General features: G+C 51.8%; 10 protein-coding genes and 1 tRNA gene. 6 read left to right on the plus strand and 5 right to left on the minus strand.

The features are described from left to right. Window positions 1–27 precede the first annotated feature (27 nt). A tRNA-Asn gene (locus ABYA77_RS00720) sits at window positions 28–103 on the plus strand. 53 nt (window positions 104–156) lie between these two features. Here ABYA77_RS00720 and ABYA77_RS00725 read toward each other — a convergent pair. Continuing rightward, entirely contained in the window at window positions 157–1,446 is a 1,290-nt protein-coding gene (locus tag ABYA77_RS00725) for a M18 family aminopeptidase (RefSeq protein WP_372964008.1), read from the minus strand. A 114-nt stretch (window positions 1,447–1,560) separates the two neighbouring features. Here ABYA77_RS00725 and ABYA77_RS00730 point away from each other — a divergent pair, with 114 nt between their 5' ends. Together ABYA77_RS00730 and ABYA77_RS00735 are read left to right on the plus strand one after the other, a co-directional pair. After that, entirely contained in the window at window positions 1,561–2,046 is a 486-nt protein-coding gene (locus tag ABYA77_RS00730) for a hypothetical protein (RefSeq protein WP_372964009.1), read from the plus strand. A gap of 104 nt (window positions 2,047–2,150) precedes the next feature. After that, complete coding sequence (locus ABYA77_RS00735; RefSeq protein WP_372964010.1) at window positions 2,151–2,753, plus strand: outer membrane beta-barrel protein; 603 nt, start codon at window positions 2,151–2,153, stop codon at window positions 2,751–2,753. A gap of 76 nt (window positions 2,754–2,829) precedes the next feature. Here the strand turns inward: ABYA77_RS00735 and rlmKL are convergent, their stop codons facing one another. Beyond that, window positions 2,830–5,010 carry a bifunctional 23S rRNA (guanine(2069)-N(7))-methyltransferase RlmK/23S rRNA (guanine(2445)-N(2))-methyltransferase RlmL gene (gene rlmKL / locus ABYA77_RS00740; RefSeq protein WP_372964011.1) on the minus strand — a complete coding sequence of 727 codons (2,181 nt, stop codon included), beginning with the start codon at window positions 5,008–5,010 and terminating at the stop codon, window positions 2,830–2,832. Window positions 5,011–5,330: 320 nt separating this feature from the next. Here rlmKL and rmf point away from each other — a divergent pair, with 320 nt between their 5' ends. Further along, entirely contained in the window at window positions 5,331–5,543 is a 213-nt protein-coding gene (rmf, locus tag ABYA77_RS00745; RefSeq protein ID WP_372964012.1) for a ribosome modulation factor, read from the plus strand. A 154-nt stretch (window positions 5,544–5,697) separates the two neighbouring features. On the opposite strand, the gene ABYA77_RS00750 is transcribed toward rmf, so the two are convergent. Then, entirely contained in the window at window positions 5,698–6,741 is a 1,044-nt protein-coding gene (locus tag ABYA77_RS00750; protein WP_372964013.1) for a quinone-dependent dihydroorotate dehydrogenase, read from the minus strand. Between the two features lie 405 nt (window positions 6,742–7,146). On the opposite strand from ABYA77_RS00750, the gene ABYA77_RS00755 reads away from it, so the two are divergent. Beyond that, window positions 7,147–8,307, plus strand: coding sequence for a cation diffusion facilitator family transporter (locus ABYA77_RS00755; RefSeq protein WP_372964014.1), 1,161 nt, complete (start codon window positions 7,147–7,149; stop codon window positions 8,305–8,307). 13 nt (window positions 8,308–8,320) lie between these two features. Here ABYA77_RS00755 and ABYA77_RS00760 read toward each other — a convergent pair whose 3' ends face one another. Then, complete coding sequence (locus ABYA77_RS00760) at window positions 8,321–9,820, minus strand: RimK family protein (protein WP_372964015.1); 1,500 nt, start codon at window positions 9,818–9,820, stop codon at window positions 8,321–8,323. Window positions 9,821–10,019: 199 nt separating this feature from the next. Between ABYA77_RS00760 and rimI the strand changes: the two genes are divergently transcribed. Further along, window positions 10,020–11,135 carry a ribosomal protein S18-alanine N-acetyltransferase gene (gene rimI / locus ABYA77_RS00765; RefSeq protein ID WP_372964016.1) on the plus strand — a complete coding sequence of 372 codons (1,116 nt, stop codon included), beginning with the start codon at window positions 10,020–10,022 and terminating at the stop codon, window positions 11,133–11,135. On the opposite strand, the gene uvrB is transcribed toward rimI, so the two are convergent. Then, window positions 11,136–13,193, minus strand: a complete 2,058-nt coding sequence (gene uvrB / locus ABYA77_RS00770) for an excinuclease ABC subunit UvrB (RefSeq protein ID WP_372964017.1) — start codon at window positions 13,191–13,193, stop codon at window positions 11,136–11,138. Between the last annotated feature and the right edge of the window lie 106 nt (window positions 13,194–13,299).

The following is a 13,299-nucleotide window of genomic DNA, read 5'->3' on the forward strand; positions in this document are numbered from 1 at the left end:
TTAATATGCGCGGCACATTGATGCTGTTCCCCGATAGCTCAGTTGGTAGAGCAACGGACTGTTAATCCGTTTGTCCCTGGTTCGAGCCCAGGTCGGGGAGCCACTTATTCTGAAAAGCCGCTGATTGTCTGAATCAGCGGCTTTTTTCTTTTTACGTCAGAAAACCTCCTCCCGTTGCATGAATTCCGTAAGAACCTGGTACAAGGTATACCCATCCTGTGCACCAATCAGTTCCCGAACGGAATGCATCGCAAACTGCGGCACACCTATATCAAGAGTGGTCACGCCAAGGTTTGCTGCCGTCAATGGACCGATAGTACTGCCGCACCCCATGTCACTGCGCACCACAAATGTCTGGTATGGCAAACCCAGTTCATCACTCATATGCCGGTACAGGGCTGCAGAACGACTGTTGGTTGCGTACCGCTGATTATGATTCACTTTAATGACCGGCCCCTGGTTTAATATCGGCCCGTGGTTTTCATCGTGCTTATCCATAAAGTTCGGATGGACACCGTGGGCATTGTCAGCCGAGATCATCATGGACCGGGCAATTGCCCTTGCCTTACCGGCACCACACCAACGTTCAAGCACAGCACCCAGGAATGGACCTTGCGCGCCTTCTGCAGACACACTACCCACCTCTTCGTGATCATTACATACCAGCAAGGCCGCTTCGTCACCGGATGTATTCAGTAACGATTGCAGGCCGATGTAGCAACTGAGCAGGTTGTCCAGTCGGGCTGAAGCCAGAAAGTCTTCACGCAGCCCTACCAGTGAAGCACCCTGGGCGTCATAGAAACTGAGTTCGTAACCGAGCACCTTATGAACTTGCAGGCCGGATTCGCTTGCAACCTGTTCTTTCAGCAAATCACTGAAAGCTGTCGAGTCATCATCAGGCACCTGCATCAGCACCGGCGGCAGATCCGTCTGAGCATTAACTGAATGGTTACTGTTAGCCTCACGGTCCAGATGAATAGCCAAGCTCGGAATAATTGCTACCGGCCTGCGGAAATTGACCAAAATATCCTGAACCTTGCCCTCTTTATCCAGCACCGTCACCCTGCCCGCCAGGGATAGATCCCGGTCAAACCAAGGGTTGAGCAAGGCACCACCGTAAACTTCAACACCCAGCTGAAAATATCCCTTACGGCGAAGCTCCGGATTCGGCTTCACTTTCAGACAAGGGCTATCCGTGTGGGCGCCTACCATTCGAATACCAGACGCTACGGCATCTTTTGTACCGGTACGGAAGGCGATAATGGATGAGCCGTTACGGATTGCGTAATAGCTTTTTCCCTGTTCAAGAACCCATTCTTCCCGCTCATCCAAAGACTCAAACCCTGCCGCATCAAGGCGGAGCTTCATTGCGTTAACCGCATGCCAGGGCGTGGGTGATACGTTTAGAAATTGAATCAAGTCATTATTAAATTCGGTGTATTCCATGATCTTCCTGATTGCATGATAATGGCTGCTACAGTATGGCATGAAGCTACTGGCTCTCCTACAGAACAACGACTTGTCCGTATAGTCAAACAACGATCTAATCCGGAGTTCACTGTGTCGATACCCCGCTTTCTGGACATCGAATATTGTCAGACCGATGACGTACTTTTCCCAACCGCAATTGCCTGGTCACTGGGGGACGGGCAAATGAAGTCTGTGGTGATTGCACCTGATGACTCATGGCTGCCAGAAGACGCCGATCTGGGCGACGTAGACTTCCACTATCTGGAAGAACAGGGTGTACCACTTCTGGAACTTATTCGTGAACTCCACGAAGATCTGCCAGACCAGACTGTATACGTATGCGGGATGGACCCGGATGAAATCCTGATCGATCTCATATTCAGTGCCGTGCAGCAGGATGCGCCTTTTGAAATCGCGCCTATTTCCGACCTGGTTACCGAACTTGATGCCGGTGATCTGGAAGACCGCAGGCGCGCGTTGATGTTTGAAGAAGGACTGGAACCCCAACTCCCGGAAAACGGCGTATACGCTTTATTGCTCCTGGCCAGGGAGGCCGGGCTACTGGGCGGCCTGTAAACGGCTACTGGAGAAAGCGAACTGTGACAGGTGTCTGCGTAACAATGCGTTACACAAGGCAGAATCTGGCGTCAGCACCGTTAATGACAGGAAGCCGGATAATAATGAATAAGGTCGCAATACGTTTCCTCACCACCAGCCTGATGACTCTGTGCCTGTCGCCGATGGCAGCACAATCCCAGGAAACACCCCGCTCAGACAAGCACTATGTGGGCCTTCTGGCGACAACAATTGAGCACCGCTCCATCGGCGAGTTCACCAAAGAAGATGCCTGGGGACAAGCCGGCACTCTCGTCATTGGTGGTCACCTGAACGATCTCATTCACGCTGAAATCCGTCTTGGGGGTGGTTTTAAAGACGCCGAAGTGGCCAACGACCTGAATCTGGCGGTGGATTACTTCGGCAGCTGGTACATGGGGCTTCACTACCCTGTCGGCGAGCTGGGCAATGTGTATGCCCAGGCCGGCTTTACACACATAAGCGGCGAAGCAACACTTGAGAACAGTGACGAGGACCGAAATAAACAGTTCCGGAATTTAGAAGGCAACTATCCCGGTAGCAGTTTCAGTTTCAGTTGGATTGCAGGTATCGATTTTGAGCTATTCGACAGCATGTACCTGGTGCTTGAAGGCGGAAAGCTGTTTAAAGACACCGAGACCAGTGCTAACGCCTTTCAGTTTTCTTCGGGAATTCGTTATGAATTCTGACTGTGGCGCATATTAAGGTTTCCCGGCTCCCTTGACCCAGATTAAAACAGGGAGGGGCTTATCGCCCCTCCCTGTTTTAATCAGCCAACTTATGCTGAACATGCCAGCACTGGTGGATCTTCTGGTTCCGCTGAAAATCCTTGTCCAGGGTACTGGCAGTCACCTCCGTTACATCAAATTCTGCTGCCAGATCTTCATCCAGTTTAAACTTCCGGAAATTATTGGAGAAAATCAGCAAGCCATCACTGGACAAGCGCTCCATACACTGGCGAATCATCACACCGTGGTCACGCTGAACGTCCAGAACACCAGCCATACGGGCTGAATTGGAGAAGGTCGGTGGGTCCATGAAGATCAGGTCGAACCTTTGGTTCGCAGTTCTTCTGTCCGCCAGCCATGCCAGACAGTCAGCCTGCTCAACAACGTGCTTACGAAGATCTGCGCCATTCAGGGCCAGATTGTCTATCGCCCAATTCACATACGTTTTCGACATATCCAGGCTCAGAGAGCGGCTAGCTCCGCCCACAGCAGCGTGTACTGTCGCTGCACCGGTATAACAGAACAAGTTCAGGAATCGCTTACCTTTCGCGTGCTGCTGTATCCAATGGCGTACCGGGCGATGATCCAGAAACAACCCGGTATCCAGATAGTCTTTCAGGTTAACCTTCAATGTACAGCCATGCTCCTGCACATGAAGATACTCACCCGTAGCCGCCTGCTTTTCATATTGTCTGGTACCCGTTTGACGCTGACGCTGTTTACAGACCATGTCTTTCGGATCTATCTCCAATACGTCCGGAATAACCGCCAAAGCTTCGGCCAAACGTTCACGAGCGGCTCGTTCGTCAACAGACTTAGGTGCCAGGTACTCCTGAACGTGCACTCTGCCCTCATAAATATCAATCGCCAACGCATATTCCGGCATATCAGCATCGTATAGGCGATAGCTGCCTATGTTTTGCTTTCTGGCCCACTGACCAATAGTTTTTAGGTTCTTTTTCAAACGATTCCGGAGCATGTCAGCACGTTCCGCATTAGCAATGCGGGGCATCACCTGACCAGCGGCCGCAGGATCTCTCGGTGTCATCGCGTTTTCTGTGCGCACGTCAAACAAAATCAACTGCGCTGGCAGCTTACCGTTGAACAGGTTGTACTGTTTGAAACTTCGAAGGCCCACCGACTTACCAAACTCTGGAGCACCGGTGAACACACCCAGGCGCCAACCGGAAAGCTCACGGAGCACAACTTCACCCAGGCTCTGATAAAGCCCTGCAAGTGCATTTCGCTCGCTCAGGCGCTCACCATAGGGAGGATTCGTTAAAACCAGCCCTTGCTCAGCCCACCGGGCCTGACGGGCAAATTCAGTTATAGAACAAACCTCCAGGCTCACAATGCCTTCAAGCCCTGCACGCTGGACGTTTCGCCAGGCGGTATCAAGCACTCGGCTATCCTGGTCAAATCCAGCAAACACCGGCACCCGCCCCTGCTTGCCTTCATGAGCACGACGCTCAGCCTCCTGTCGCACTCTCAGCCAAAGTTCTGGCTGATGACCAGGCCACTTCTCAAAGCCAAATCTATCCTGTCTGCGACCAGGTGCAATATCCAGAGCCATCATGGCAGCTTCAATCAGTAACGTACCGGAACCACACATTGGGTCAACGAAATCCCCCCCCATTGCTGCAATTTCCGGCCAGCCAGCGCGTAATAACAGCGCTGCCGCGAGGTTTTCTTTCAAGGGCGCCAAGCCCTGCTCTGTGCGGTAGCCACGCATATGAAGACTATGGCCACTGAGATCCAGACCAACAGCCAGCCGACCACGATTCAGCCGTGCTGAAATAGTTATATCGGGGTCTTTCTGGGCGACCGCAGGCCTTGCTGCACCAGCACCGCGAATACTGTCAACAATGCCATCTTTAACCTTCTGGGCACCGAACTGAGTATTGCGGAGTTCTTCATTCTGCCCCAGGAAGTTGACCCGAAAACTGCCACCGGCAGGAATATGAGCCTGCCAATTCAGCGCAACCACGCCCTCGTATAGCTCATCAGCACTCCGGGCATCCACTTCAGCAATGTGAAGGATCACCCGGTTGGCCAAGCGGGACCACATACACGCCCGGTAACCAGCTTCTAAAGCTCCTTCAACCCAGACTCCCGCCGGTGCATTGCGTACCAGTGCAAGACCCAAGGTTTCCAGCTCATCCCCCAGAAGGTACTCAACGCCCTTGGGGCAGGTTACAAAAAATACATACTTGGACAAAATCAACTCCTGGTTTTCTAGATAAAGCTGGTAAGCCGCCGTAATGACAGCAAAACCCAAAACTGGGCCGTTATACTTATTTCATAAGCCTATAAAGAATAGCTTACATATACGAATTTAATAGTGTACATCTGCTCAAGGTTCGTCTTACCTTGTAGGTGACGCGTCGTTCTGGGAGCAAGAGTTGTGCTTCCATTAACAGGATCCTGACTGCTCTGACCGGAGCTGGCAATAGTGGGTTATCCCGGATGGGTATCCACATGCCATGGTCACTGCAGATGTGTACACGCTTGTTCTGTTAATCCATAGTGAGGAACGGCATGAAAAGACAGAAGAGAGATATGTACGCTCGTGCATTCAAGCGGGGATACCTCGCTGGCGTGTCCGGCAAATCCAAAGACAGCTGCCCAATTGATCAACCAGATGCGCGCCAGGAATGGTTGAGTGGGTGGCGAGAAGGCCGCACTGATAATTGGGAGGGCATGACCGGCGTCTCCGGCATCCACAAGTTAGCCAACGTAACCGCAACGTAACCGCGGTGTTGGCCTACCCCGTTAGCTTGATCTGTTTTTTTCAAACACACTAACACTACAACTTGACGCAGTATTCCGAGCAACCGAAACGGGGCCACCCGCCCCGTACCATGCGAAGAAGCGCCACGGGGTTTATTCCCCGCAAAGGGCCCGCTCAGCGGGCCCTACCTTTTAAATGCTCCAGCTCCTTCCTGATCGCATCAACAGCCTCACCAATCAATGCAGGCCCGCGATAGATAAAGCCCGTATATATTTGCACTAACCTGGCGCCGGCCCGCACCTTCTCTGCCGCACTGGCTCCATCGGAAATACCACCCACACCAATTATAGGTAACCGCTCACCGAGCTCAGCGTAGAGCCCTTCAATCACACGCAAGGATGCCTGGCGAACAGGAGCTCCACTTAACCCACCCGTCTCCTGTTCATGTCGGTGCCCGCGCACGGCTTCTCGACTGATAGTCGTGTTGGTAGCTATCACACCGTCCAGCCCGGCTTCAAGCAAGGCCGCAGCTACAAAGCGAATACCGGCATCATCCATATCCGGTGCAATTTTTACAGCAACCGGCACATAATGCCCATGCGCCTTATGACAACGAGACTGCTCATCTTTAATCGCGTACAGCAACTGTTTCAGTGAATCACCAAACTGCAGGTCCCGCAGGCCCGGAGTGTTAGGCGAAGACACATTCACTGTGATGTAATCGGCGTGAGCATAAACTGCCGCAATACCCTTTCGGTAATCCAACTCGGACTGTTCATTCGGAGTGTCTTTGTTCTTCCCAACGTTAATGCCCAGCACGCCTTTATAACGCCGGTTTTCGACATTATTGACCAGATGACCAAGACCTTCATTATTGAACCCCATCCGGTTAATGATCGCTTGATGCTCAGGCAAACGGAACATCCGTGGCTTCGGGTTACCGGGCTGAGCTAACGGGGTAACAGTCCCAACCTCAATAAACCCGAACCCCAGAGCACCCAGAGCATCCAGGTGATCAGCATTCTTATCCAGCCCTGCCGCAAGCCCCACCGGGTTCGGAAACTCCAACCCCATCACATTCACCGGGCAAGGAGCTGGATGCCGGGAAAAAAGACCTAGCATGCCAAGTTTCTGGGCAATATCCATACCCTTTAAAGCAAAATTGTGCGCCTGTTCTGGCGGTAGCCTGAACAATAGATTTCGAAGAACGGGGTACATCAGAAAACTCCTTGCCAAGAGGTGGCAGGAGTATACCGGAAGTTTTCCACACCATCCTCCTGAACAAGCAAATGTAGCGCAAAGCCGCATGTTTACGAGGCTGGCGAGGCTTTTCCACGGATTCTGTGGATAACTCTGTTGATAAGGTCGGGGCAAACGTTTCTACCCCTTGATAACTGCGCCAGCCTACAGATTGATCATTTTTTGATCAACCTTTTATACCTTTATTATCAACAACTTATAAAGATTAAAATAAGAATTGACTGCAATTGTAACAAAATGGTAGCTGGCAACCAATTTGTAATATTGTGCATAAATCATTCGCTCATTCTTGAATTAGCAACCCCTATTTCACCTTTTTTGAGGCTATACTGGCGCCACAACAACACACTGGAGCCTAACCATATGGAACAGCCCCCAGGCAGCCCCCACAACCTGCAACGCAACCTGGATAAAGAAAAACATGAAGCCTCCAGAGTGACAGTCATTGGCATGTTTCTTGACGCGTTTCTGGGCCTGATAAAGATCGTGGGCGGTACTTTATTCCACTCTCACGCTTTAGTGGTTGATGGCATCCACTCCTTTACCGATGTTATTTCCGACTGGGTCGTGCTGGCTGTTATGCGGCTGTCTCGAAAAGGGCCGGATGCTGACCACCCTTATGGTCACCAAAGAATTGAAACTCTGGGCACCCTTTTACTCGGGAGTATATTAATTGCCGTTGGTGCGGCACTCGCATGGGAAAACATATTGCGGCTGATCGCTGGCGAGGATCTTGAAGTGCCGGGTTGGCCAGTTCTGCTTGCGGCCACCATTTCAGTGATCGGCAAAGAGTGGATTTATCGCTATACCCGCCACATTGGCATCAAGATCCGCTCAGACCTCATTATTGCCAATGCCTGGCATAGCCGTACCGACGCGTTTTCATCCGTCGTCGTACTGCTTTCTACTATCGGGGCCATGCTCGGAATAGTGTGGTTAGATGTCGTTGCCGCCGTGGCTATTGCCCTCATCATTATTCACATAGGCTGGAAATTCACCTGGGACAGCGTTAAAGAGCTCATCGACACAGGCCTGTCTGAAGATGATATCGAAACTCTCAAAAAAATAGCCATGAACACGGATGGCGTGCGTAATGTTCACGAGCTTCGCAGCCGCCGCATGGGCCAGGACATTCTGTTAGATGTACACTTGGTGGTTCGCCCAGAAATCAGCGTATCTGAAGGCCACCAAATCGGCATGAAAGTAGTTGCCGGAATGAGGGAAGCGCTGGATAACATTCATGACATCAATTTCCACATTGATGCCGAGAACGACGAAATATACCCATCCCCAACGGAGCCAGAACTGCCATCCCGGAAAGAAATCCGGTCACAGATTGCACACGCTCTAGGGGAACTCCCGCCCCACAGCCGTCTTGACCTGCATTATCTGGAAAACCGCGTGCATTTGGAAATCTTTCTGGATGAGAGTCACCCCGCCCCCGAGATCACTAACGAACGGGTTCGGGAGGCGTTCGCAGACGCTCCCTGGTTCGGCACTATCCGGGTCTGGGTCGCGGCCTGAAAACCCGCCGGGGTTACCGGCGCCGTTTCTCTTCCATGCGAGAAAGGAACTCCTGCATGACCAGGGTATAGAGCTCTCCTCCCAGAAATTTATCTTCAACGCCTGAATCGATACTCGGGTTGTCATTCACTTCAATCACCGCAACACGATTGCCCGCCTGTTTGATATCCACGCCATACAGCCCGTTGCCAATTAAGCGAGTAGAGTTTAACGCTGCCTGAATGACATTGCGCGGCACTTCATAGGTCGGCATGGTTTCAAAGCCACCGCTTTCTACCGATACACCGCCGTGCTGATAAATCTGCCAGTGCCCTTTAACCATCATATATTTGCAAGCATAAATAGCACGCCCGCCAAGCACCCCTATTCGCCAATCGTACTCTGTGTAGAAATACTCCTGAGCCAATACCAGTGCTGACTGTTTAAATAGCTCTTTCAACCCGGCCTTCAGCTCGGCTTCATCTTTTGCCTTAGCCACTCCCAGTGAAAACGCACCATCTGGAATTTTGATGACAACCGGAAAACCCAGCTCACCCACAACCTGCTCTACTGCATCCTTCTGATCTTTGGAAAGAATCAGAGTTTTGGGTGTGGGGATCTTGTTATTTTTCAGCAAGTCCGCCAGAAACACCTTGTTAGTGCAACGCAGGATAGACACAGGGTCATCAATCACCACCAAACCTTCAGCCTCTGCCTTGCGAGCAAAACGGTAAGTGTGATGGTCAATCGCGGTGGTTTCCCGAATAAACAAACCGTCGTACTCCGGTAATCTCATATAATCCCGGCGAGTAATCCGCTCCACATTAATACCAAGCTTACGACCTGCCCGTTCAAACCGTTTAAGTGCAGCTTCATCGCTTGGCGGCATCGCCTCATCCGGGTTCACCAGCATGGCAAGATCGAAGCGATAACGGCGACGACTTCTTGGTTTACGCCAGATCATGCTGCTGAAACGATCAAAAGCTGCGGCAAACAGGTCTTGCTCACGTTCATTCAGGTCCGCTGGGCACGCCGGCTTCATAGACTCAATTTGCCACTGCTTTCGGTGGCGGAAAACCACGTCCAGAATCGGACATGGGAAACGCTCAAACAATGCACGAGCTACTGGCTTCAAGTCCGAATGTTCAGCTTGACCAAAGTATGTTCGAACCCTCACTTCATGGGTGGCGTGCCGGTCATCGGTGGATGGATCGATCTCTTGTGCTTCGTTTTCCAGCCACTGGATCACTCTATAGTCCAACTCTTCCAACTCAAGAGAAAACAACCCCTTTCGGCTTAGATCGTTCAACGTCATCACCGAGGGCACAACATGATGCCCCCGGGCCTCCGCCAGCAATGAGCAGTAATAGCCCCGGCTCAGATATTTGGCGCTCTGGCAAAGATTGATTACCCGCACCCGACTATTCGTTGGAGCTGTATACTTCAAGTACTCATCAAAGGTAAGAACATCGTCACTGGGGTAGTATGGCGCCCAGTCTTTCGCTCTATCGACAACGATTAACAAACGGGACATCTGTGGCACCCCTCCCTGAAGGTTCAGCCGGGTAATTTGCGCAACAATACGCCGCTGCTGTGTGCGCCACAATCAACTATTGATGAGTGCTTTTACGCATGATTGTCCGCTATCGAAAGCCCCCGGCCTCTACCATAATAGCGACAGAGGAAGTCACCGCCAGCTTCCAGTTTTATCGACGCTCCAGAGTTCAACCACTATGCAAGACGTCCTGCTACGACAAGCTGTCGCCACTGACCTGAATAATCTCGTGGAGCTTGAAAACCGGAGCTTTACCGAAGACAGGATCTCCCGCCGGAGTTTTCGGCGTTTTCTTGAAATGCCCAGAGACAGGTTAATTATCGCGGAGCTTGATTCAAAACTGGTGGGCTACTGCCTGGTACTCATGAACGCAGCCACCCGCCTGGCGCGGATTTACTCTATAGCGGTGGCACCAGCGGCACGCGGCAAGGGTGTCGGCGAGAAACTGATCAGTAACGCCGAGAAAGAAGCCGTCGGGGCCGACCGCATCATCATGCGCCTTGAAGTACGGGAAGATAATGGCGCAGCCATCAATTTGTACCAGCGCCTGGGCTACCGTCAGTTCGGCACCTACCGCGATTACTATGAAGATCACGGTACAGCGCTACGCTTCGAACGCCGGATTTTATATTACGAACCTTCGCAAGAGTTTCTGCCCGTTCCGTACTACCCCCAGACCACCGAATTCACCTGCGGCCCATCGGCTCTGCTCATGGCCATGGCAGCACTGGATGAGCAACAACCCCTCAACACCCTGGAAGAACTGAAAATCTGGCGTGAAGCTACCACCATTTTCATGCTCGCCGGCCATGGTGGTTGCGGCCCTCACGGGCTCGCACTGGCCGCCTGGCACCGCGGTTTTGAAGTCAGAGCCTGGGTCAGCCAGGAAGGCGCGCTGTTCAAGGATACTGTGCGCAATGACGATAAAAAACGGGTTTTGGAATTGGTACACGAAGGCTTTCTGTACGACATAGGCCAAACAGGAATTCAGCTTCACCACGATCCACTAACCCTGGACGCCATGGAAGCGGCACTCCACAAAGGCCAGATCCCCGTCATTCTGATCAGCACCTGGCAACTGAATCGCAGCCGGGTACCTCACTGGGTAACCGTGTGTGCAATCGATGAGGATTTCGTTTACCTTCACGACCCGGAGATCGACACAGACGAAGGTGAAACCGTAGCAGATAAACAGTATCTGCCCATCGACAAGCGCGTGTTCAGCAAAATATCCAGCTATGGCCGCAATCAACCACTACAGGCAGCGGTGATTATCGGCCCCAAGCGGACATAATTAACCATTGCGGATTGCCGCTTCCTTAAGCTCAGAAATCTGGTCCCGCAATCTGGCGGCCGCCTCAAAGTCCAGTTCAGCAGCTGCTTTGTACATATCATCTTCCAGACTCGCCACTTCCTTGAGCAGGTCCTGTGGCGAGCGTTTTCTGGCCATAACCAGATAGTCTTCCGCATCTTCCGCAGCCTTTCTGTCTGCCCGATCAGCCTTACGGCGACCACGCGCGCCCACCGTTGCACCTTCCATGATATCCGCGATCTTTTTATTCAGCCCAGTAGGGGTAATACCGTGCTGCTCATTATGGGCTTGCTGCTTTTCCCTGCGACGCGCAGTTTCATCCAAAGCCCTCTGCATAGAACCGGTAATCCGGTCACCGTAAAGAATCGCTCTGCCATTTACGTTCCGGGCAGCCCGCCCAATAGTTTGAATCAGTGACCGTTCACTACGCAGGAAGCCTTCTTTATCCGCATCCAGAATGGCCACCAGAGAAACCTCTGGCATATCCAGCCCTTCCCGCAGCAGATTTATACCCACCAGGACATCAAACTCACCCCTACGTAGATCCCGAATAATTTCAACCCGCTCAACCGTATCGATATCTGAGTGCAGATAACGCACACGGATATCATGCTCCATCAGAAAGTCTGTCAGGTCTTCCGCCATTCGCTTAGTCAGCGTGGTAACCAAAACCCGCTCTTTAACAGCAACCGTGGCATGAATTTCAGACAGCAGATCATCCACTTGAGTAGACGCCGGCCGAACTTCGATATTGGGGTCCAGCAGACCTGTCGGCCGTACAACCTGTTCTACCACCTGCCCCGCATGTTCCGCCTCGTAATTACCTGGAGTGGCAGAGACAAAAATCATCTGGGGTGCAATCCGTTCCCACTCTTCAAAACGCATGGGGCGATTATCCAGCGCCGACGGCAACCGGAAACCATATTCCACCAATGTTTCCTTTCTTGAACGATCCCCCTTATACATGGCGCCAATTTGGGAAATTGTCACGTGGGATTCATCCACCACCAACAACGCATCAGGCGGAAGGTAATCAAACAAAGTAGGTGGCGGCGCCCCCGGTGCACGACCCGACAAATACCGGGAGTAGTTTTCGATACCGTTGCAGTATCCCAGCTCTAACATCATTTCAATATCATACCGGGTGCGTTCCTCAAGACGCTGAGCTTCAACCAACCGGTGATTATCCCGCAATTGCTTAAGCCGTTCATCCAGCTCAACTTTGATATGCTCAACAGCATCCAGCACTGTTTGCCGAGGAGTGACATAATGGGACTTCGGGTAAATCGTTACCCGGGGCACTCGCCGTATGACTTCTCCGGTCAGCGGATCGAAGTGACTGAGCTGCTCCACTTCGTCATCAAATAATTCAATGCGAATCGCTTCGCGCTCGGATTCTGCCGGAAATACATCAATAACATCCCCACGAACCCGATAATTCGCCCGATGGAATTCGACATCATTACGGGTGTACTGCAATTCAGCCAACCGGCGCAAAATCGCACGCTGATCAACAGGGTCGCCACGATCCAGATGGAGCATCATCTTCATGTAAGATTCAGGGTCACCCAGACCATAGATAGAAGACACAGAGGCCACAATAATGGCGTCTGGACGCTCCAGCAGCGCCTTGGTTGCCGACAAACGCATCTGTTCAATGTGCTCGTTAATGGATGCATCTTTTTCAATGAAGGTGTCAGACGACGGCACATAGGCTTCAGGCTGGTAATAATCGTAGTAAGACACGAAATATTCCACCGCGTTGTCCGGAAAAAACTCTTTAAACTCTCCGTACAACTGAGCTGCCAGGGTTTTGTTGTGGGCCATGACAATAGTCGGCCGCTGAACTTCCTGAATGACATTAGCAATGGTGAATGTCTTACCGGAACCGGTTACACCCAGCAAGGTCTGGTGAGCCAAACCGGAGTGAATACCATCGACCAGCGCTGCAATAGCTTTGGGCTGATCACCAGCCGGCTGATAGGGTGAATCAACACGAAACACTCCTTCTTTGGCGGCACGGGATGTTTTACTGGCCATAATTGACGACTAACCTCCGACAATCCGTAGTAGATCCAATGGCCACTACTTACAAGAAATTTAGCGATAGCGCTGCTTCATGATACCATCTGCACGATCGACGGCT

It is taken from the genome of Marinobacter sp. (genome assembly GCF_041595835.1).
Taxonomy (GTDB): Bacteria; Pseudomonadota; Gammaproteobacteria; order Pseudomonadales; family Oleiphilaceae; genus Marinobacter.